The 23,361-nt window shown below is 47.0% G+C and carries 17 protein-coding genes; all 17 read left to right on the top strand.

The features are described from left to right. The first annotated feature begins 147 nt into the window (after positions 1-147). Positions 148-1,938, top strand: a complete 1,791-nt coding sequence (locus FKV70_RS20050; protein ID WP_142613976.1) for a cache domain-containing sensor histidine kinase — start codon at positions 148-150, stop codon at positions 1,936-1,938. Beyond that, positions 1,931-3,580, top strand: coding sequence for a response regulator transcription factor (locus FKV70_RS20045; RefSeq protein ID WP_142613975.1), 1,650 nt, complete (start codon positions 1,931-1,933; stop codon positions 3,578-3,580). Before FKV70_RS20050 ends, FKV70_RS20045 begins: the two co-directional genes overlap by 8 nt. A 407-nt stretch (positions 3,581-3,987) precedes the next feature. Further along, the gene (locus FKV70_RS20040) at positions 3,988-5,394 is read left to right on the top strand and encodes a cytochrome ubiquinol oxidase subunit I (RefSeq protein ID WP_063210343.1); all 1,407 of its coding nucleotides are present in this window, start codon (positions 3,988-3,990) and stop codon (positions 5,392-5,394) included. After that, a complete protein-coding gene (gene cydB / locus FKV70_RS20035; RefSeq protein WP_142613974.1) occupies positions 5,381-6,394 on the top strand; it encodes a cytochrome d ubiquinol oxidase subunit II in 1,014 nt (337 codons plus the stop codon). The genes FKV70_RS20040 and cydB overlap by 14 nt, the downstream gene beginning before the upstream one ends. Further along, positions 6,394-8,154: a thiol reductant ABC exporter subunit CydD gene (gene cydD, locus FKV70_RS20030; protein ID WP_142613973.1), complete on the top strand. Its 1,761-nt coding sequence runs from the start codon at positions 6,394-6,396 to the stop codon at positions 8,152-8,154. The genes cydB and cydD overlap by 1 nt, the downstream gene beginning before the upstream one ends. Beyond that, complete coding sequence (gene cydC / locus FKV70_RS20025; protein ID WP_142613972.1) at positions 8,135-9,928, top strand: thiol reductant ABC exporter subunit CydC; 1,794 nt, start codon at positions 8,135-8,137, stop codon at positions 9,926-9,928. Before cydD ends, cydC begins: the two co-directional genes overlap by 20 nt. A 149-nt stretch (positions 9,929-10,077) precedes the next feature. After that, positions 10,078-10,494 carry a cupredoxin domain-containing protein gene (locus tag FKV70_RS20020; protein WP_142613971.1) on the top strand — a complete coding sequence of 139 codons (417 nt, stop codon included), beginning with the start codon at positions 10,078-10,080 and terminating at the stop codon, positions 10,492-10,494. Positions 10,495-10,942: 448 nt separating this feature from the next. Beyond that, positions 10,943-11,956, top strand: a complete 1,014-nt coding sequence (locus FKV70_RS20015; RefSeq protein WP_142613970.1) for an ABC transporter permease — start codon at positions 10,943-10,945, stop codon at positions 11,954-11,956. A 14-nt stretch (positions 11,957-11,970) separates the two neighbouring features. Further along, positions 11,971-12,873, top strand: coding sequence for a carbohydrate ABC transporter permease (locus FKV70_RS20010; protein WP_064797244.1), 903 nt, complete (start codon positions 11,971-11,973; stop codon positions 12,871-12,873). A gap of 61 nt (positions 12,874-12,934) precedes the next feature. Further along, the gene (locus FKV70_RS20005; protein WP_142613969.1) at positions 12,935-14,629 is read left to right on the top strand and encodes an ABC transporter substrate-binding protein; all 1,695 of its coding nucleotides are present in this window, start codon (positions 12,935-12,937) and stop codon (positions 14,627-14,629) included. A 107-nt stretch (positions 14,630-14,736) separates the two neighbouring features. Next, positions 14,737-17,211 (top strand): glycoside hydrolase family 95 protein, encoded by a 2,475-nt coding sequence (locus tag FKV70_RS20000; RefSeq protein WP_142613968.1) that lies wholly within the window; start codon positions 14,737-14,739, stop codon positions 17,209-17,211. After that, the gene (locus tag FKV70_RS19995; protein ID WP_142613967.1) at positions 17,208-18,554 is read left to right on the top strand and encodes a GH1 family beta-glucosidase; all 1,347 of its coding nucleotides are present in this window, start codon (positions 17,208-17,210) and stop codon (positions 18,552-18,554) included. Before FKV70_RS20000 ends, FKV70_RS19995 begins: the two co-directional genes overlap by 4 nt. A 242-nt stretch (positions 18,555-18,796) precedes the next feature. Continuing rightward, a complete protein-coding gene (locus tag FKV70_RS19990) occupies positions 18,797-19,045 on the top strand; it encodes a hypothetical protein (protein ID WP_063210362.1) in 249 nt (82 codons plus the stop codon). Between the two features lie 353 nt (positions 19,046-19,398). After that, positions 19,399-20,379, top strand: coding sequence for a ubiquinol oxidase subunit II (gene cyoA, locus FKV70_RS19985; protein ID WP_063210364.1), 981 nt, complete (start codon positions 19,399-19,401; stop codon positions 20,377-20,379). A gap of 25 nt (positions 20,380-20,404) precedes the next feature. Continuing rightward, positions 20,405-22,381 (top strand): cbb3-type cytochrome c oxidase subunit I, encoded by a 1,977-nt coding sequence (locus tag FKV70_RS19980; RefSeq protein WP_064797238.1) that lies wholly within the window; start codon positions 20,405-20,407, stop codon positions 22,379-22,381. Beyond that, the gene (gene cyoC / locus FKV70_RS19975) at positions 22,381-22,989 is read left to right on the top strand and encodes a cytochrome o ubiquinol oxidase subunit III (protein ID WP_063210371.1); all 609 of its coding nucleotides are present in this window, start codon (positions 22,381-22,383) and stop codon (positions 22,987-22,989) included. Before FKV70_RS19980 ends, cyoC begins: the two co-directional genes overlap by 1 nt. Next, positions 22,990-23,325: a cytochrome o ubiquinol oxidase subunit IV gene (gene cyoD / locus FKV70_RS19970; RefSeq protein WP_013373103.1), complete on the top strand. Its 336-nt coding sequence runs from the start codon at positions 22,990-22,992 to the stop codon at positions 23,323-23,325. Positions 23,326-23,361: the final 36 nt, after the last annotated feature.

The following is a 23,361-nucleotide window of genomic DNA, read 5'->3' as shown; positions in this document are numbered from 1 at the left end:
GTGGTGACTCCGTTCACCACCTTTTTGTTTTGCAAGAAAACATGGAACTAAATGTGGTGAAGCTTTAAAATTGAAAACATGAAAAGCCGTGATAAAGGCTATTGAGAACGAATAAAATGTAAGCGCTTATCTTGTGGGAGGGATGGCATGTATCGTGGAGTACGGCATCTGATGAATAATATGCGTATGCGGAATAAGCTACTTTTCTCCTACGTACTGATTGTCATGATTCCCGTGCTGGTGGTTGGCGGCTGCGTTACTTTTTATTTGCGAGCGCAGGCACTGGATAGTGCGATTGCTCAGACGGTAAATAATGTGGAGAAAATTAAGAGTCAGACGGCAAATTTATTGCGGGTACCAACGGATATTTCAAATGGGCTCATGTTCGATAAAAGGCTGAGGGAAATAGCAAACCATCGTTATTCCGGCATGGTGGAGCTTATGAATGCGTACCATCAATACAAGGATTTTAATGAATACACCCAGCAATATAGAGAGGTTGCTACCATTCGGTTCTATTCGTACAATCCGACCATAGTCAATAATCTGGAGTTTATTCCTGTAGACTCCAACATTGAGCGGCAGCCGTGGTTCCAGGCGGCTTTGAAGGGTACGGCGATTAACTGGTTTTACATTCAGGATAAGGAGGATAACCCGGTCAATCGCCTCAGCCTGGTACGACAAATTCCATTTCCCGAATACAATTCCAAGGGAGTCCTGATGATTGCGCTGAGTCAGACCGAGTTGAATTATATGCTGAGCAAGGAGCCCTTTGAAACATTGATTGCAGATCATAACGGGATAGTAGTCGCAGCTACCCATCCGCAGTCGGTAGGTCAGACGTTGACCGATTTACATTTAGGCTTTGATGTCCAGCGTGCAGGTAAGGGTATATATGAAGCAAAAGTCAACGGGACGCCCTCAAATATTATTGTGGATGAGCTGCTGCCAACTTCAAGTGTGAGCGGATTCACAATTATTTCGGTGTTTTCGACAGAACATATCGTGCAGGGGGCGAACCGGGTCAGCCTGATCGGTGCATTATGTGTTCTAGCGGTACTGATCATGGCGTTGATTCTCATTACCATCATTTCCTGGCTTATTACCAAACGGCTTCAGCGGCTGAGCTATGAGCTGGGTAAGGTAGCTGCGGGTGATTTTCATGTGGTATCAAGTGTGGAGGGAAAGGATGAGATCGGTGATTTATCCCGCCGTTTCAACTACATGGTGAGTAGTATCCGCCAGCTTATGGCCCAGGTCTATGAGACGAGTGAGCACAACAACAAGCTTGAATTGGCGCAAAAGGATATCAAGCTAAAAATGATGGCAAGCCAAATTAATCCGCACTTTCTGTTTAATGCGTTAGAATCTATCCGAATGAAAGCACATCTGAATGGAGAAGCGGAGATTGCAACGACGGTCCGTTTGCTGGGCAGGCTGATGCGCAGGAATCTGGAGATTGGTAGTGGTAAAACAACCGTATTACAGGAGCTGGATATGGTGCGATCCTATTTGCAGATTCAGCAGTTCAGGTTTGGAAATCGTTTGATCTATGAAGTGAATTTGGAGGAAAGCGCGAAGGACATGTCGATTCCTCCCTTAATTATACAACCGCTGGTGGAAAATGCAGTCATTCATGGCCTTGAAAATAAGGAAGAGCCCGTTACCGTGAAGGTAGATATCACGATAGAACGAAGAGAGATACAAATTAAAGTTGCTGATAATGGAATTGGCATGGAAGCAGAGCAACTGACCCGTCTATTGGCTCGGATTACAGGTACGGAGGAGCCGGAAGGGAGCAGTATCGGTCTGCGTAATGTTCATCAACGTCTGACATTGATGTATGGCGAACGTTATGGTCTGCATATTGAAAGCGCATTACAAGCAGGAACATCCGTATACTTTTCCATACCAAGGGAGGAAGCATCGAATGTATAAAGCGATGATTGTAGATGATGAGCCTGCGATTCGTGAAGGATTGTCTTCCATTATTGACTGGGGGGATTGTGGCTTCCACATTGTCGATACGGCAGGGAACGGGCGCGAGGCGCTGGAGAAGTTCGGAGAACATCGACCGGAACTGGTCATTGTAGATATTCGTATGCCTGGGATGAGCGGACTGGAGGTGATACAAAACATACGTCAAATGAACGGGGAGCCGTTTCACTTCCTGATTTTGAGCGGATATGCAGACTTTAATTATGCAAGGCAAGCCATGGGATTCGGGGTGGATGGTTATCTATTGAAGCCCGTGGATGAGGAAGAAATGACGTTAGAGTTGAAACGGGTACGGCAAAACATTGAGAATGAAAAGGGAGATGGAAAGTGGGGGAGTCCGTCTTCGCATGAGCGCGATTGGATCGAAGCACTGTTGTTTCCGGTTCATGGAGAACACGCTCGTGATACGGTAGAACCCAGCCAAAGTGCATCCGGGCAAGCTGAACACCAAAGCGGAGGTGGAAAATACGGACAACAGCCAGCGTTACCCGCATTAGACTGGAGCAGCTATCAGGTGGTTCTGCTGGATATGCGTATACCTGACTGGGATCGGCAAGCCCGACAGCTCGCAGCCAAGCAGCGGCTAGCGGAATTGTGTCGTGAACAGGGTAGAGGTATTGTGTTTGAGGCTGGAATATATACGGGCCTGCTGCTCCCCACCATGTTAAAAACAGAGGAAGATGCTGTTCAGCTGCTGGCTGTATGGCGACAGGAGCTAAAACCGTGGGTAACTGAAATTTATGGAGCTGCGGGTGCTCCGGTAGACATCCTTGGCGAGATTCCCAGATCTTTTGAGCAGGCGTTGCGATTGTTGGAGCGTGCGTTTTTGTTTCGGGCAGAAAGAGTCATGCTCCCCGGTGACCTGCATGGATGGGAGACAGTCCATGCTGAAATGGATGAAGCGTCGGATCGAGCCACGGATGCTCCCATACGTTATGCAGAAAAGCTGTACTATGCGCTGGATATGGCTAACGGTAAAGCCGCGACCCGCGTCATTAAGGAAATGGAAGTCCAATTTCCCCGGATTTATCGTACCGAATCTGCAATCAAGGCGGCATTCGCCCAGGCGTTCACACTGGCACTCAACAAGTATGCAGCTGGACAGGAACATAGCCGAACCGTGCTGGAGGAGCATTCCAGCTTGATTACCAACGTATATGCTTATTCAACATTGGGGGAGCTGGTGGATCACTCGCTTGAGCATGTATTGCAGTGGATTGGTCAGACTGACACAGGTGGCAAGGAGATCATCATGAAGCAAATGATTAACTTTATACATGGTCATTATGATGAAAATTTGCGACTGGAGTTACTGGCAGATATGTTCAATTACAATAGTGGATATTTGGGCAAATTGTTCAAAAGTCATACAGGCGAAGCCTTTAATGCCTACCTGGATAAGGTGAGGATTGAGCGAGCAAGGGAATTGCTTGCACAGGGGATTAAGGTACACCAAGTGGCGGGACGCGTGGGATATGCAAATGCAGATTATTTTCATAGTAAATTTAAAAAGTATGTTGGCATGTCACCGTCCTCCTACCGTAATCAGGTTCAAAAGAACGGAGGAACCGATGGCTGTTGATTATTTTACTAGATTTAAGATTATAAAGTCTCTCTTGCAGTGGCCGGAGGCATGTTCTCCGATATCTGTAAGAGAGACTTTTTTTATATGGTGAAAAAGGGCGGATCAATAGAAAAAGTCACATTCACTATGGAATTTAGGTAGTTTTCATAGAAAAGACATCGTTATGACACAACTTTGACACGATGTTCACATTTTTGAGTCTATTTCATTTAAATTAATTCTATATAATGGGGATATTCTGAAGCCGGGCGATGACAACTATGCAAGTTAACTGTGAGAGTTATTTCCCAAATAAGTGAGGTTTTCATATGTAAGAATGTGAATACAATCACAAATATAAAAAGCTTCAGATTACATACATTATAAAACACTGTTAGAAGAAGTGCAGAGGGAGGAGCAGCATCATGGACGTATTGGATTTGGCACGGTTGCAGTTTGCAACCACTACAATTCTTCATTTTGTTTATGTGCCGATCTCCATTGGATTGTCGTTGTTAGTGGCAATTATGGAGACTATGTATGTTATCAAGAAAAAAGACTTGTACAAAAAAATGGCTCAATTCTGGGGAACATTTCTGCTGATTAATTTCGCGCTAGGGGTAGTCACCGGGATTTTGCAGGAGTTCCAGTTCGGAATGAACTGGTCGGATTTTTCACGTTTTGTCGGTGATGTATTTGGTACACCGCTAGCTATTGAAGCATTGCTCGCATTTTTCCTGGAATCGACCTTTATCGGTCTATGGGTTTTCGGCTGGGAAAGATTATCGAAAAGCGTCCATTTAATTTGCATGTGGTTGGTAGCGATCGGTACGATGCTCTCGGCTTTGTGGATTCTGGCCGCCAATTCCTTCATGCAGCGTCCTGTAGGATATGGAGTTGTAAATGGACGTGCAGAAATGCAAGATTTCGCTGCCTTGTTAACGAACGAGCAGCTTTTATGGGAGTATCCTCACACCATCTTTGCTGCCATTGCAACCGGGGCTTTCCTCGTAGCCGGTATTAGTGCCTGGAAGCTGATGCATAAGAAGAACATGGACTTTTTTAAACCTTCTTTTAAATTGAGCATTATTGTTGCATTAATCTGTGCGATTGCTATTCCTTTGTTTGGTCATGGACAGGCTCAATATTTGATCAAAACACAGCCCATGAAGATGGCAGCCAGTGAAGCTCTGTGGGGAGACAGCGGCGATCCGGCGCCTTGGACGGTGATTGCAAACATTGACCCTGATAAGCAGGAAAACACCTTTGAGATTAAAGTTCCATTTGCACTGAGCTTTCTGTCGTATAGCAAGTTTTCCGGCTCTGTGCCTGGGATGAAGGAGCTTCAAGCAGAGTATGTAAAAACCTATGGTCCGGGTGATTATATTCCGCCAGTCCGTACGACCTTCTGGAGCTTCCGCATTATGATTGCGGCGGGATGTGCCATGATTGCACTTGCTCTGTACGGGGCATACCTAAGTTTTCGACAAAAATTGGAGGGCTCCCATCGCTGGTTCTTCCGTCTTATGCTGTGGGGGATATCCCTCCCATTCATCGGCAATACCGCCGGCTGGATCATGACAGAAATGGGACGTCAGCCGTGGACTGTGTTTGGTTTGCTGCAAACAAAAGATTCCGTTTCACCTACCGTTGTAGCAGGAGAAGTGCTGTTCTCACTGATTGCATTTACGTCGCTGTATCTCATTTTAACGGGTGTACTGGCATTCCTGTTTGCTCGCACCGCTCGTAAAGGTCCAGATATGGAGCCGCATCAGCATACGGTAATTCATGATCCATTTGCTCAAGGGGGTGACAGCATTGACGTTAAATGATTTATGGTTCTTATTGATCGCTGTGCTGTTTACAGGCTTCTTTTTTCTAGAAGGCTTCGATTTTGGCGTGGGAATGGCTACTGGATTAGTGCCGCGCAATGACCAACAAAAACGTTTGATGATCAATACGATTGGTCCATTCTGGGATGCCAATGAAGTATGGCTGATTACAGCCGCAGGTGCGATGTTTGCCGCTTTCCCGCATTTTTATGCAACGATGTTCAGCGGATATTATCTGGTATTTGTGTTTATTTTGCTAGGGTTGATCTTGCGAGGAGTCTCCTTTGAGTTCCGTGGCAAGGCCGAAGGGAAAGGGTGGACAGGAACGTGGGATGCCTGCATCCTGATTGGCAGCTTCCTGCCGCCGATGCTGTTTGGTATGGCCTTTGCGGCTTTGGTAAAAGGCGTACCTATTCAGCAAAATATGAATTTGAAAGCTGGATTTTTGGATGTGTTCAACGGATACACCGTATGGGTTGGACTGACAGTGGTCGGGATGTGTCTGATGCACGGACTGACGTTCATTTCTCTACGGACGATTGGTGAGGTAAGGGATCGTGCTCGTGTGATTGCGTCCAAATTCCTTCCAGTGTTGGGGATTCTGCTTGCTGGTATGGTCGTATGGACTTATTTTGCAACGGATTTATTTGCACGTCGTGGTCCCTTTATGTATGTTGCGGTGGCAGTGGGAATTGTCGCCTATGTGCTAACATGGTATTTCCTGAAGCAGCGCCGTGAAGGATGGGCTTTCGGGATGACAGGTGCCATCATTTTGCTAAGCTTCGTCTCGTTATTCGTTGGCTTGTTCCCAAGATTTATGGTGAGCTCAATCAACAGTGCTTTTGATTTGACGATATATAATGCAAGTTCCAGTCCTTACACATTGAAAAATATGACGATTGTTGCAGCAACGCTTTTACCCTTTGTGTTGGGTTATCAGGCATGGAGCTATTTTGTTTTCCATAAGCGTCTCAGTGAGAAGGATCACCTGGAATACTAATGGATAAAGCCTGGTTTGAATTAAAGGGCATTCGGCCCGTAATGCTGCTGCTGGCCGCCCTTTCGCTGCTCCAGGGAGCAGCTGTAATTACACAAGCCATCTTTTTGGCAAAGGCTGTAACGATTTTGTTTAATAAAGATCCGTTGGTAATGGCTTGGCCATCGCTGGCGTTGTTTTTCGCGGCTTTTGCAGTGAGGCATACGACGATCTGGCTGCAACGCCGGACAGCCGGTCGTTTTGCCGAAGCAGCAGGCGCTTCCTTACGGGAGCGTCTGCTTGCGCGTTTGTTCGAGCGGGGGCCGGGTTTTGCTGCGCAGGAAGGAAGCGGCAAGCTGGTGACGCTAGCGCTAGATGGTGTGGATCGGTTTCGCAATTATTTGGAACTGTCGATTCCCCGTATGATAGACATGATGGCTGTGACCCTACTTGTGCTTGTGTATGTTTTCACATTGGACATGATTTCAGGCGTGATTTTGACGATTACGATGCCGATCCTGGTGGGCTTCTTTATTTTGCTCGGCTTGGCAGCGCGCAAGCAGGCAGACAAGCAGTGGCGTTCCTATCGGCTGTTATCACATCATTTCACAGATTCGTTGCGTGGACTCCAGACACTAAGGTTTTTGGGGCGCAGTCGGGCACATGGGGAGACCGTGGGGAAGGTCAGCGACCAGTATCGTACGGCCACGATGCGTACGCTGCGGGTAGCGTTTCTTTCTTCATTTGCTCTCGATTTTTTTAGTATGCTGTCGGTTGCTTTTGTAGCGGTAGGCCTGGGTCTGCGCCTGATCAGTGGCTCCGTGGGGCTGGAGGCAGGGCTGGCGGTGCTTATTCTGGCACCGGAATATTTTATGCCTATACGCCAGTTGGGATCAGACTACCACGCCTCATTGGATGGTAAGGAGGCGTGGGGAGCGATACGCTCCATCCTCAGTGCAGAGGATGAAGCGACAGAGCCAAATGTGCAGACAGCTAATGATAAAGGATTAGACATCACGGGACAGGACATCCTCAAGCTGTCTGATGTGTGTTTTCTTAATGAAGACGGTTCCGCCCGGCTTGAACATGTGTCTGCAAGTGTGGAACCGCACATGAACATGATCGGCATCGTCGGGGCGAGTGGTGCTGGCAAAACGACATTGCTAAGTTTGCTGGGCGGCTTTTCTGCCCCCACTTCAGGTGAGCTGATCCTGAATGGATGCCGATTATCTGCATATACCCAAGCTGAATGGCAGCGGCATATTGCCTATATTCCACAGCATCCATATCTGTTCAGCGCTACTTTGGCAGATAATATTCGTTTTTATGAACCGGAAGCCTCCAACCAGCAGATAGAGTGGGCGATTGATGCCGTTGGCCTACGTGAATTGGTGGACAGTCTTCCGGGAGGATTAAATGAGCCTATTGGGGAAGCAGGGCGGACATTGAGCGGAGGGCAGGCGCAGCGGATTGCCTTGGCGCGGGCTTTGCTCAGTGACCGTCCGCTCATATTATTGGATGAGCCGACGGCACATTTGGATATTGAGACAGAATGGGAGTTAAAACAGACTATTTTATCCGTATTCAAACACAAAAGGATGTTTCTCGCCACCCACCGACTGCATTGGATGCCGGATATGGATTGTGTCTGGATGATGAACCAAGGTCGTCTGGAAGAGGCAGGTTCCCATCAGCAACTGGTTGCACAAAAGGGAGAATATTATCGATTGCTGACGGGAATGTCGGAAGGAGGGGACGGACGATATGAGAGCAACGGACAATAATAGCCAAGGCTGGTTTTTGCCTTATTTGAAACAGTATTTTTGGGCCTTTCTGGCAGCGGCTCTTTTGGGTGCGCTGTCCATTGGATGTGCAGGCGCGCTGCTCTTTACGTCCGGCCACCTGATTACTCGTTCGGCCTTAAAGCCTGAAAATATATTAATGGTGTATGTGCCCATTGTGCTTGTGCGAACGTTTGGTTTTAGTAAAGCCGTCATCCAGTACCTGGAACTTTTGGTAGGTCATGATGCTGCGTTGCGTCTTGTGTCCCGTATGCGGGTACGACTGTATCGGGCAGTGGAACCGCAGGCGCTGATGATTCGCAGCAAATTTCGTACAGGGGATCTATTGGGGTTGCTGGCAGAGGATATTGAGCAGCTTCAAAATATCTATTTGAAGCTGGTCCTGCCTGCGTTATCGGCTTTGCTGATCTATGCAGCAGGCATCTTGGCGCTTGGCTGGATGGACGGAACATTTGCCTTGCTTATGGCGCTATATGGGGGATTTTTACTTTTTATCGCCCCGGCTATCTCGCTATGGACCTCACTCGCCAAACGGCGAACGTTCAAGCAGGAACGGAGTAAAGCCTATCAGGAACTGACGGATGCTTTGTTCGGCATGAGTGATCTGGTGCTGAGTGGGCGGACTGGGCATTTCCTTAGCGCCTTTACACAACAGCACAAGAGGGCTGCTATGGTGGAAAATTCGCTTCGCCGGAACGAGTGGCGCTCCCATTGGCTCGCACAATGCCTTGTAGGCGGCGGAATTGTGACCATGACTGTGTGGGCTGGAGGGCTGGTAGCACAGGGCCGTATTGAAGCCACATGGTTGGCCTCCTTTGCCCTAGTAACATTCCCGTTGCTGGATGCTTTCGTTCGCGCTGGGGAAGCGGTGGTTCATGCGCCGGAGTATCAGGATTCACTTCGACGTTTAAAAGATTCTGAGAAAGATACATCTGCATTTGCGGCACGAACAGATGCAAAACAACCAGCGGCAGACGATGCAGCAGACACTACCAAGGAACAGGCTGCCGCTCAGCGCTTAAGTCACGGGGGCAACCTGCTGCTGAATAACGTGAGTTACCGTTATGCAGCAACGCAGGATTGGAGTGTGCGTAATATCTCCCTGCACGTACCGCAGGGGGGCAAGGTTGCCTTGCTTGGCCGCAGTGGTGCAGGCAAGTCTACGCTGCTGAATCTGATTCAGGGAGCATTGCAGCCTGATGAAGGGAGCGTCACTGTCGCAGGCGTCCCCGTATCCACAGGCGGAGCATACTCCAGTCTGTTTGCGGTGCTAAACCAACAACCGTATTTGTTCGATACGACGGTAGCGAACAATATTCGTTTAGGGCGCCCTGACGCTACGCTGGATGAGGTTCGTGCAGTGACGGAGCAGGTGGGGCTTGGAACCCTGATCGATTCTTTACCAGAGGGTTACGATACTAGAATGCAGGAGACGGGGCTTCGCTTCTCCGGGGGAGAAAGACAGCGCATTGCACTGGCACGGATTTTGCTGCAAAATCATCCGATTGTTTTGCTGGATGAGCCGACAGTGGGGCTTGACCCGCTGACGGAGCATGAACTTATGCAGACGATGTTTCGCGTGCTGGAAGGCAAAACATTGATCTGGATCACTCATCATCTCACAGGAATGAAGCATATGGACGAGGTGATCTTTATGGAACAAGGCACCATCTCCATGCGAGGTAGTCATGATGAGCTTTGGCGTGAGCATACCCGGTACCGTCATCTGTATAAGCTGGATCATCCGAGTCTGTAAAAATAGAGATAATCACCAGGTCGGATAATATGATTCATCTACTAGAAGCTTTGAAACAAGGTATTTAAAATTTTGTTTAACTTTTATATACTAGTTAGAGTTGATGTGTCACATGTCATGTAGATTTGAACTGGAGGGGGCTGATTGGAATGAAAACACTCATCTCTAAACATTGGCATTTGATGCTGATTGGTTTTGTAGCCCTGATCATGGGCGGGTTTGTCTTATTTTATTTTCAGGGGAGTGTGTCATCGTTTCCGGCCGCTCAACCTAAACAAGCTCAGGAAGAGCCAGACAAGACCCAATATGAGATTGTTACAGTGGGTGTAAAAGGGGATGGTTTCTATCCTAAAAATATTGAGGTAAAAGCCGGTGTTCCGACCAAGATTCATTTTAAGAAAATGACGTCCTTTACTTGCATTGATGAAGTACAGTCGCTGAAGATCGGAATGGACGTTTATCTGGATCACGAAAATAACTATTATACCGTCAAGGATTTAAAGCCAGGGATATATGAGTACAATTGCGGTATGTACATGTACTACGGGACGATCACGGTAAAATAAATCAAAAAAGCTTTCTGGCACATTGCTGCTAGAAAGCTTTTTTTATGCCTTTAATCAAGGAGTATATGATTTATATATGTATATAAACCCCGATTTATCTGTAGTGCAATATGGATACCCTTTACCTCTGATCAGCTTACATTGCTGATCTTTTTGTTTTTTTTCTTCTCTCTGGGAATTTACATGAGAACGGAGCAGGCGGAATGGTGCTGTACAAGCGATAGCGGTCGCCTTTGTCCCCGGATTTCTACCTTTGTGTGCTTATTCAGGAAATCCGGGGACAACAGCGATGGGAAGCACCATCCGCATGCGTAGTGGCACGAATGTAAATCTTAATCCACTCCCCATATATCTAATTTTGAACTGATTTTTCTCCTAATTCGTCGGGTACCCGCGTTTGAAGCGGCAAAGTATGATAATAGTATCTAGAGATGAGGAGGAGCTTGTTATGGGATCTTCAACTGAAACCGCTTCCAGCACTGATGCTGTGATTCCTGAATCCAATCGGGGAAGACCGCGTAAGACTCGCGGATCGAAGCCTGAACGCGGTGGAAAAGGCTTTTGGGACAGTGTGAAGCAGCAGAAGTATCTTTATTTTATGTCTATTCCTTTCGTCATATGGGTGTTTGTTTTCAGTTATTTTCCACTATGGGGCTGGACAATGGCGTTTCAAAATTATAAGCCAGCCAAATCGTTTTGGAATCAAAAGTGGGTAGGGCTGGACAACTTTATTGAGCTTTTTCAGGATGAACGTTTTTATCTGGTTTTACGCAATACGCTGGCGATGAGCTTGATGGGTATTGTTTTTGGTTTTGTTGTACCGATCTTTTTTGCAATTCTGCTAAATGAGCTGCGTGGTATGCTGTTCAAACGAGTTGTGCAGACAGTATCCTACCTTCCGCATTTTGTATCCTGGGTAGTGGTGGCCGGACTGGTGACGAAAATGCTGTCCATTGACGGAGGGATTGTTAACGATATATTGGTAGCGCTTCATATTGTGGATGAGCCGATTCAGTTCATGGCTAAAGGCAGCTGGTTCTGGTACATTGTAACCGCTTCCGACATATGGAAAGAGACGGGCTGGAATACGATTATTTATTTAGCCGCCATCACCGGAATTGACCAGGAACAATATGAAGCTTCACGCGTGGATGGGGCCAGTCGCTGGAGACAGATGTGGCATATTACGCTGCCGGGTATCCGTTCGACTATTGCCATTCTGTTTATTATGGCGATTGGACATCTGGTCAGCAATGGTTTTGAAAAGCAGTTCTTGCTTGGCAACAGTCTGGTAACGGATTATTCGGAAGTGCTGGATTTGTATGCACTGAACTACGGGATTAATTTGGGCCGCTTCTCTTACGGGACGGCAATAGGGATTTTCAACTCACTGGTTAGCATTCTGTTATTGTTTACAGCAAACGGTATATTCAAAAAACTGACCAAAGAAAGCATCATGTAGGGAGGGAGAGCGAAATGACGAATAAGGCATTTAATGCTACACGGTCTGAAAAGCTGTTTGACCTGTTCAACTATATCCTCATGGCTCTGATCGTGGTGTTGACGCTATATCCGTTTCTGAACGTACTAGCGATTTCCCTGAACAATTCGACGGACACGGTACGCGGCGGTATTTATATATGGCCTCGCCAGTTTACACTCGAAAATTACAAAACGATTTTCCAATACGACGGCCTACTTCGGGGTCTGCAGGTATCGATTTTACGTACAGTGGTTGGAACGGTGCTGGGACTCATCTGTGCTTCTATGCTTGCATTTACGCTGAGTCGGGTCGATTTCCGCGCGCGTAAGTTCATATCCACGTTTCTGGCGTTAACAATGTATTTTTCCGGCGGGATGGTGCCCGTGTTTATTTTGATGCGTGATTTGCATTTGTTGGGCACATTCTGGGTGTATATTTTTCCGGGGCTGATCAGCGCGTTTAACGTTTTTGTCATTCGTTCCTTTATGGATGGTTTGCCATATGCGTTACAGGAGTCTGCCAAGCTGGATGGAGCCAATGACTTTACGATATATTTGAAAATTATTTTACCGCTCTGTAAGCCTGTGCTGGCGACCATTGCTCTGTTCTTGGCGGTAAATCAATGGAACGCATGGTTTGATACGTATTTGTACAACGGAACAGCCGCACAATGGACAACACTGCAATTTGAGCTGATGAAGATACTGCAAAGTACCCAGCAAGGCGGCGCCAATATGGCGAATAGCAATGATATGGCCAAGCAAATGGCTCAAATTTCGCCAGAGTCGATTAAAATGGCAATCACGATTACCGTTACGCTTCCCATTTTGCTCGTATATCCGTTCCTGCAAAAGTATTTTGTAGGCGGTATGACACTGGGAGCTGTTAAATCATAACCATCCAATCGTAACAGTCAATTCACAACGGTAAATATTACAAACGCAGGAGGTCCTGAACATGAAAAAACACTGGTCCAGATTTGCACTAATCCCCTTGCTCGCCGTGTCACTTGCCACACTCGCAGGATGCGGTGGAAGCGATAAAACCGCGAAAGAAGGCTCATCCAGCAGCACAGATCCGATTACGTTTAGCTTTTTCGGAGCAGATACAAGCCCGCAATGGAATGGAATGAAGGATGAAATAGGCAAGGAAATCACCAAGAAAACAGGTGTAACCTTGAACGCGGAATTTGATGTCAGCGGCGGAGGTGGCGATGACCGAATTGCTTTGATGGCAGCAAGTGGTGAATACCCAGACCTGGTCTCTCCTAAAGCAAATATTAACAAGCTTGTGGATGCGGGAGCCATGATTGATCTGACGGATCTGATCAACGATCACGCGCCCAATCTCAAAAAGCTCTACGGCCCCTATATGGATCGGCTGAAGTACAGCAATAAAGATCAAGCCATCTATGTTATTCCTACGTATGCAGGGGTGGGGCAGGAGAGTTTTGACGCGACGGGAGGATTTGAAATTCAGCATAGGGTGCTCAAGGAGCTGGGATATCCCAAGGTAAAAACCTTGCAGGATTTTGAAAGCGTACTCAAAACCTATGTAGCCAAGCATCCTACAATTAATGGCAAAAAAACAATCCCGCTCACGCTGGATGCAGATGATTGGAGAATTATGATTACGGTAACGAACCCTGCTTTCCAGACGACTGGAGCGCCGGATGATGGTGAGTATTTTATTGATCCCAAAACGTATGAAGCCAAGCTTCATTACAAACGTCCGGAAGAAAAGGAATATTTCCGTTGGTTGAACCACATGTACAATGAAGGGCTGCTTGATAAAGATTCGTTTGTGCAAAAAAGCGACCAATACAAATCCAAAATTGCCAGCGGTCGTGTCCTCGGTCTGATCGACCAGGAGTGGGGTTATCAGGATGCCGAAAATGCATTAAAAGCGTCAGGTAAGGCTGATGCCAGCTACGCGCATTTTCCAGTTACACTTTCGGAGGAGTATAAGGATCATTCCTTTCAGGATACAGGCTTTGCGTCTGGTTATGGTGTAGGGATTACGGAAAGTTGCAAGGACCCGGTGCGGGCTATTAAATTCCTGGATTATTTAGCTTCTGATGAGGGGCAGGTGCTAGTGAACTGGGGAATCGAGGGCAAGCATTATGAAATCAAAGACGGCAAACGCGTCATTCCTGCCGATGTATTGGATCAAAAAACGAACAATACAACCAGCTTCAATAAATCTACTGGAATAGACTTGTACACATTAATGAGTGGACACTATGGCGACGGAGTGAAAGACCCCACGGGGAACTACTACACTGCCAAATTCCCGGAACAAATCATTGCAGCTTATTCGAAGCCGGAGAAAGAATCACTTAAAGCGTATGGCGTAAAAACGTGGAAGGAACTGTTTCCAGACAAAGAAGAATTTGATGTGAAGCCTTGGGGCGCGGCCTATAACATAACGACAGACAATGAATCCAACTATAACGTTACATTCAAAAAAACGACAGACATTATCCGCAAACGGATACCGGAAGCGATTCTAGCACCAGCTTCCAATTTTGATACGATATACGACAACATGATTAAAGAACTGGATGCCGCCGGAGCTGTTCAAATGGAACAGCAATACACGCAACTGGTGAAGGACAGAGTGGAATTATGGAGTGGGAAGGCTGCTAAATAGTAAGTCCATTTATCCAAACTTTGAAATCTCGGAGTGACAGAGCGCATGCGCCATAGGCAATTTTGGGAGCAGCGCTTTGTCTGACCTCGATTGAGGGAGGGTTTGACGTGACGAAAGGCGAAAGGCCACAGTCCCTGCGGTTATGGTATCGCCAGCCTGCTGAGATATGGGAGGAAGCATTGCCAGTCGGCAATGGACGACTGGGAGCTATGGTATTTGGCGGAATCAGGGAGGAACATTTGCAATTAAACGAGGATACGCTCTGGTCCGGGTTTCCAAGAGATGGCGTTCAGTATGATGCATTGCGATATTTACAGCCTGCCAGAAAGCTGATTGCAGATGGAAAATACAAGGAAGCGGAGCAGCTGATTAATACAAACATGCTGGGCCGCGATGCGGAAGCCTATCAGCCTTTGGGCGACTTGTGGATTACGCAGGAGAACCTGGGGGAGATTGCGCATTATGAACGGGAACTGGATATGCAGACCGGAACGGCAGCGGTCACTTTTCAGAGTGATGGAGTCCGCTATACCCGTAAAGTTATCGCCAGTGCACCCGATGGGGTCATTATGGTGTCACTGACTGCGAATAAGGTCGGGAAAATCCATGCATCTGTGCGCATGACCACACCCCATCCTTGTGATGATGAAGCTGGAGAGGATGTGCATTTTGCTGATTCCTCCAAATGGGTTAGCGATAGCGATCCATCCGAGGAACCGACCAGGGACTTTATTACGTTGACTGGACGAGCGCCCAGTCATGTGGAGTCAAATTATCACGGCGATCATCCACAGGCTGTCGTTTATGAAAATGATTTGGGGATGGCTTTTGCCATTCAGGCGAGGGTTATTCCCGAGGGAGGAACCTTAACGTCGGGTGATGACGGAGCGTTGATCATCTCGGGCGCGGATAAAATCACGGTGTATTTGGCAGCAGCAACCGGATTTCGAGGATTTCATGCTATGCCGAATAGTGATGCAACGGAGTCAGTAGAAGCATGCAAAATCATTCTTGACGAAGCGATTTTGCTGGGAAGTGAGCAGGTGCGGCAACGCCATGAGCAGGATCACCGGAAGCTGTTTGACCGTGTTGCATTGGAACTGGGAGGTGACGCGCTAGCTGACGAGTCCGTTCTACCGACCGATCTGCGATTAGAACGTTACCAGAAAGGTCAGGCAGACCTTGGACTGGAAGTGCTGTTGTTTCAGTATGGACGTTATTTACTTATGGGCAGTTCGCGTCCGGGCAGTCAGCCCGCTAATCTGCAGGGCATCTGGAATGACCGGGTACAGCCGCCTTGGAACAGTAACTATACAACCAATATTAATACACAGATGAACTATTGGCCCGCAGAGGTGTGTAATCTTGCCGAGTGCCATGAGCCATTACTGCACATGATTGGAGAAGTCAGCCGTACGGGGCGCAGGGTCGCTTCCATTAATTATGGGGCTCAAGGATGGACAGCTCACCACAATATAGATGTATGGAGATACGCCGGACCGTCGGGTGGTCATGCCAGTTGGGCATTTTGGCCGCTTGGGGGTGTATGGCTGACCGCTCACCTATGGGAGCGTTATCTGTTCACCTTGGATACAACCTATTTGGCAGAACAGGCTTATCCGCTTATGAAGGGGGCGGCAGCCTTTTGCCTGGACTGGCTCGTGGAGGGCCCGGCTGGTCGGCTCGTAACGTCTCCATCCACATCGCCTGAAAATAAATTCATCACGCCCGAAGGCGAGGATTGCAGTATATCGATGGGTTCCACGATGGACATGACGCTGATTCGGGAGCTGTTGAGCAACTGTATTCAGGCCGCGGATCTGCTGGAATTAGACGATGAATTCCGCAAACGCTGCGAGGAGACACGGGAACGATTAATGCCCTATCAAATCGGCCGCCACGGTCAGTTACAGGAATGGTTGGTCGATTTTGAGGAAGCGGAGCCTGGGCATCGACATGTTTCGCATCTATACGGGGTTTATCCCGGCCGACAGATCCATATCCGTGATACACCGGAGCTGGCTGAGGCGGCCCGCGTATCGCTAAGTCGACGACTTGATCATGGTGGCGGGCATACGGGATGGAGCTGTGCCTGGTTGATCAACCTGTACGCCCGGCTGGAAGATGGCGACGCTGCCCATCGGTATGTTCGCACGTTGTTGTCGCGATCGACTTACCCTAATTTATTCGATGCTCATCCCCCTTTTCAGATCGACGGCAATTTTGGTGCGACGGCGGGCATCGCAGAGATGCTGCTGCAAAGCCGCCCGGGAGAGCTGACCCTATTGCCTGCCCTGCCATCGGCATGGTCGGAGGGACGGGCCAGCGGTTTGAAGGGACGTGGCGGGGTCACGGTCAGTCTGGAGTGGTCCAGCTCGCGGCTGGTCCGTGCGGAACTAACCGCCTCCGTCCAGACAGGAAGTTTCACCATTCGCAGTGCATATCCGTTTCACGCTGATACTCGTCAGGCTCAGCCAGACCCCAAGCACGGAGGATTTATTTTGTCATGGATTTTTACCAAAAAACAGGAAAATGCAAAGCGATATACGATTATAATTGAGGGAGAGGAAGAGAGACAATGACTATTTTTCAATTTCCGCAGGACTTTATGTGGGGTACCGCAACAGCTGCCTACCAGATCGAGGGAGCCTATCAGGAGGATGGGAGAGGGCTGTCGATCTGGGATACCTTTGCCCAGACGCCTGGTAAGGTTTTTAACGGGGATAACGGCAATGTAGCTTGTGATAGCTATCATCGCTACGAGGAAGATATCCGTCTTATGAAGGAACTGGGCATTCGTACCTATCGTTTCTCAGTGTCCTGGCCGCGTATATTCCCGAATGGTGACGGTGAAGTCAATCAAGAAGGGTTGAACTATTATCATCGCGTTGTTGATTTGTTGAACGACAGCGGGATAGAACCGTTTTGCACACTGTATCACTGGGATCTGCCTCAGGCGCTACAGGATGCTGGAGGGTGGGGAAATCGCCGCACGATTCAGGCGTTTGTCCAGTTTGCAGAAACGATGTTCCGTGAGTTTCATGGTAAGATACATCATTGGCTCACAATCAATGAACCTTGGTGTATCGCCTTTTTATCCAATATGTTAGGAGTTCATGCTCCGGGTCTGACGAATCTCCAGACAGCCATTGATGTAGGACATCATCTGCTGGTTGCGCATGGTCTATCTGTACGCCGATTCCGCGAGCTAGGCACTAGTGGCCAGATCGGCATCGCTCCCAATGTCTCCTGGGCTGTTCCTTACAGCACCTCGGAGGAGGATAAAGCGGCTTGTGCACGCACGATTTCTCTGCACAGTGACTGGTTTCTTCAGCCTATTTATAAAGGCTCGTATCCTCAGTTTTTGGTAGACTGGTTTGCGGAGCAGGGAGCTACTGTGCCTATTCAGGATGGGGATATGGACATCATCGGTGAGCCTATTGATATGATCGGTATCAATTATTATAGTATGTCGGTTAATCGCTTTAATCCGGAAGCAGGATTTCTTCAATCCGAAGAAATCAATATGGGACTACCTGTAACAGATATCGGCTGGCCGGTGGAGTCGCGTGGACTGTATGAGGTACTGCATTATTTGCAAAAATACGGGAACATCGATATTTACATTACCGAGAACGGGGCTTGTATCAATGATGAGGTCGTAAACGGCAAGGTGCAGGATGATCGTCGGATTTCCTACATGCAGCAGCATTTGGTGCAGGTGCACCGGGCAATTCATGATGGCCTTCATGTCAAAGGCTATATGGCATGGTCACTTATGGACAATTTTGAGTGGGCAGAGGGATATAATATGAGATTTGGCATGATTCATGTCGATTTCCGCACACAGGTCCGTACACCAAAGGAAAGTTACTATTGGTATCGAAATGTAGTAAGTAATAACTGGTTGGAAACTAGACGTTAAAACGAAGAAAAATGTTATGAAAATAGAGCAGATTTAAGCCTGCCTCCACTCCCGTTTGTTTAAATAGAAGGTCCTCTGGGGTAATAATAGGCAAGATGAATTACAGATAGTTCAAGATGAATTACAGATAGTTATAGTATGTAGAGACCAGCAGGAATAGAAAAATAAAAAATGTGCATACTGAAAAAAATACCTGGCGAGGGCACTTTTTAAACCATTTTAAATTAGAGGGAGTGGAGGGTATGGCTTTGAATTTTAGGAAATCAGGATCAAGGGATAACCAAATGAGCCGCACGGTGTCTGTTATTTCTTTGATCGCTTGTATTGTAGGTATTATTCTTATTTTGCTTGATATAGGAAATTTAACTGATCGTAACATCTATCTAATGACAGGTATTGGCGCCTTTGCTGCCGGAATTTTTATTTTTCTAATTGGGAAATCATTTGTCATTGCCCGCAAGAAGGAAGACCAAGAAAACGGACATCGTTAATACATTGACAATGCTGTACAGAAAACGGATAACGAGAACAACAGCACGGGGCTTCGAGCAGTGTGGCATGATAACTGTAAGGAGTCCCGGTTTTTGCTTTAATATAGCGTTTTTAAGATACTTTAAGATGCATAATTTACGTTTTTATATGTCATTTTTGAATTAAAAAGAATTTTTGAATTGCAAGAGAAATTTTATTTTTAGAGAGGTTTTTCACAAAAATCGGACAAATAATCGACAATTCTGTTAACAATAAAAAAAGTGGCCGCTTTTCTGCTATCTTATATAAGGGCAACATTACAGGAGTTCGTTAAGTCTTGAGTAATTTATTATTTTAAGGAGAGGGGAACAACATGAACAAAAAACCAAAAGCGATTATTGCGTTGGTTTTGACCGTGCTCACGGTAGCATTGCTCATTTGGACGTGTTTTTATGCTGGCGGAAAATACGTTGTTTTCGATCCGAAAGGACCAATTGGGCAAGCACAAAAAGAGCTGATCATTCTTACAACGGCATTGTCTGCGCTTATAATTGTACCGGTTATGATTTTGACTTTCTTCATCGTGTGGCGGTATCGAGATACCCCCACAAACAAGGTGAAGTATCAACCTCACTGGGATGACAGCAAAAAGCTGGAAACCACATGGTGGGCTATTCCGATTATCGTTATCCTTATTATTGCGGTCATCACTGCGAGATATACCTACTTGCTGGAGCCTTCCAAGCCGATTGCAAGTACGCAAAAGCCAGTAACGATTCAAGTAACTTCATTGGACTGGAAATGGCTCTTTATGTATCCAGAGGAAGGTATCGCTACTGTTAACCAAGTTCACATTCCTAAAGGTGTTCCAGTCCGTTTTGAGCTGACTGCTGACGCCCCGATGAACTCGTTCTGGATTCCGCAATTGGGCGGTCAAATCTACACCATGTCAGGCATGGCTATGAAACTGCATTTGCAGGCCGATCACGAAGGAACTTACTTTGGCTCGGGTGCAAACTTTAGCGGTGAGCATTTTGGACAAATGCGTTTTGATGTAGAAGTCCAGTCGGATGAAGAGTATAAAAACTGGGTCGCTGACATCAAGAAGCAGTCTAAGCCGCTGACGAAGGATGGCTATTTGGCGCTTGCAAAACCAGGTTTGTCCCAGCCTGCTGAGTATTCTTCGATTCCAGACGGTTTGTTCAAAGAGATTGTCAACAAGTATGTAGTGGAAGGCTCTAACCCCCATGCTGGGCATGGCGAAGCTACATCTACAGAAGGTTCATCCAAGTCCGGCACAGAAGAGCATGCTGCAATGGACATGAGTCATATGAATATGAGCGGACACAATTAAATGATTATAGGGAAGGAGGCCCCCAATGCTTGACAAAATAAAAGAGTTTGCATCCACTTTCTTCGTTACTGGAGACCCGATGATCTATGGAGCGGACGTTTCCATCGCACTAGCAACGATCGGGATCGTGTTTGTGCTCACTTATTTCAAAAAATGGGGCTGGCTTTGGAAAAACTGGTTGACTACGGTTGACCATAAAAAAGTCGGTATTATGTATATTCTTGCGGCCATCTTGATGTTATTCCGCGGAGGCGTGGATGCATTATTGATGCGTATTCAACTTGCTACACCGGATGTGACACTCCTGCATCCTGAGCATTACAACCAGATTTTCACCACTCACGGCACAATCATGATCTTGTTTATGGCGATGCCGTTGATGTTTGGTTTGTTTAATATCGCCGTGCCCCTGCAAATTGGTGCGCGCGACGTTGCGTTTCCTTTCCTGAACGCATTGAGCTTCTGGCTTTTCTTTATGGGTGCGATGTTGTTCAACTTGTCCTTTGTTATCGGCGGTTCGCCAGATGCAGGCTGGTTGAGTTATCCACCGCTTTCAGAACTACAATTTAGTCCTGGCGTCGGTCAGAACTTCTATATCTGGGGGATTCAGATTTCCGGTATAGGTTCATTGGCTACAGGGATCAACTTTATTGTTACCATTATTAAAATGCGTGCACCTGGTATGACATGGATGAAAATGCCTGTCTTTACGTGGTCCGTATTTTCATCATGTGTTATTATCATTTTCGCGTTCCCGATTCTGACGGTTACTTTAGCATTGCTATTCCTTGACCGCTTCGGAGGAGGACACTTCTTTACCCTTGATTTTGGCGGTAACCCGATGATGTATATCAACTTGATCTGGATGTGGGGTCACCCTGAGGTATACATTGTAGTATTGCCTGCTTTCGGTATTTATTCCGAGGTCATCAGCGTATTCTCCAAAAAGAAATTGTTTGGTTACAAATCCATGGTTTACGCCATGTTCATTATTGCGATCCTGTCCTTCTTCACGTGGGCGCATCACTTCTTCACGATGGGATCAGGCGCAGATGTTAATGCATTCTTTGCGATTTCGACAATGGTTATCGCAATTCCAACAGGGGTTAAAGTATTTAACTGGCTGTTCACGATGTATCGGGGTAAGCTCGAATTTAAAACTCCGATGATGTGGTCTATTGCATTTATTCCGAACTTCCTGATTGCAGGTTTGACAGGCGTTATGTTGTCTGTAGCACCCGCAGACTTCCAGTTCCATAACAGTTACTTCCTGATCGCTCACTTTCACTCCGCTCTGATCGGTGGGGTAGTGTTCGGTTACCTGGCAGGTCTGTACTACTGGTGGCCTAAAATGTTCGGTTTCACATTGCCTGAAACGCCTGGTAAATGGGCTTTCTGGTTCTGGAATATTGGTTTCTATGTATGTTTCATTCCGCAATACTCCCTCGGTCTGATGGGGATGACACGTCGTCTGAGCACTTACGGCTGGGATACTGGCTGGCAGCCGCTTAACATGGTGTCAACTGTTGGGGCATTCCTGATGGGGATTGGTTTCTTGTTCCAGGTTCTTCAAATTCTTCTGGGTATCAAAAATTACCGCAAGCTGAAGGATACAACTGGCGATCCTTGGGGTGGTCATACGCTCGAATGGTCGATTCCTTCACCTGCACCGGAATACAATTTTGCTACCATTCCGCAAGTAGAAGAACGCGATGACTGGTGGGCAGAAAAAGATAAACGTGCAAAGGGTATTTTCAGAAAGCAACCGCCAATTGAAGCGATTCATATGCCGAAAAACTCGGCGATTCCATTCATTATGTCGGTATTCTTTTTCATTGCAGGTTTCGGATTCGTATTTGGATGGTCGTTCTTCTATATTCCAGGGCTGATCGGCGTGGCAATTTGTATGATTTGCCGTTCGTTCTTCTCCTATGATAGCGACTACTATATCCCTGCGGATGAAGTAAAACGCACGGAAGCGGCAATAAGGGGGTCTGTATAATGGCACAAGCTGCAGCACATCACAGCCATGATCATGACCACGGGCATCACGATCCGCAAGAATTGAAGATGCTTGGTTTTTGGATCTTCCTCGTAACGGACGTAATCCTGTTCAGTACCTTGTTCGCAACCTTCGTTGTCCTTCGGAATAACACAGCCGGAGGACCAGGTGGCGCAGAGCTGTTTAACATGACGGGCGTTATTATTGAAACGTTCCTCTTGCTCACAAGCAGCTTCACAAGTGGTCTGGCTGTGTTGGCTATGAACAAAGGAAGCATGAAGGGATTAATCAGCTGGTTAATCGTGACGGCGATCCTGGGTCTTGGTTTTATCGGTTTTGAAGTTTACGAGTTTATTGAAATGGTACACGAAGGAGCTAATTACGGAACCAGTGCGTTCCTGTCGGCATTCTTCACACTGGTCGGTACACACGGACTTCACGTTTCCTTAGGTCTGGTATGGATGATTGGACTCATGTTCCAAGTGAAAAAACGTGGGCTTATCCCTGAAACAAAGGGTAAAGTTTCGGCATTGAGCTTGTACTGGCACTTTTTGGACGCTGTCTGGATCTTCTTGCTGACAGTTGTCTATTTGATGGGGGTGATGTAGATGGCACAGCATCAATCAGGAGCAGGTTCGCATGGTCATGATGATTCTCACGGTTCAGTGAAGTCCTATGTTATCGGGTTTATTCTGTCCATCGTCCTGACCATCATTCCTCTCTTCGTGGTGATGAATCATATGTTGAGCCGCACTTCGACCATGGTTGTTATTTTAGCCGCGGCAGTGCTGCAATTTCTGGTTCAGTTATTCTTCTTCATGCACATCCGTGAAAGCAATGGACCACGTTGGAATGTTATGACTTTGATCTTTGGTGTAGTAATCCTGTTGACTGTCGTTGGCGGTTCTGTATGGATTATGGAATACAACATGGTAGCACACTAATAAAAACACACTCGTTTTAGATAAGAGGGAGCGGCT

The organism is Paenibacillus ottowii, from assembly GCF_006874425.1.
Classification (GTDB): Bacteria; Bacillota; Bacilli; order Paenibacillales; family Paenibacillaceae; genus Paenibacillus; species Paenibacillus ottowii.
The sequence above is the reverse complement of the archived record's forward strand: the minus strand, read 5'-3'. Positions and strand labels throughout refer to the sequence as shown.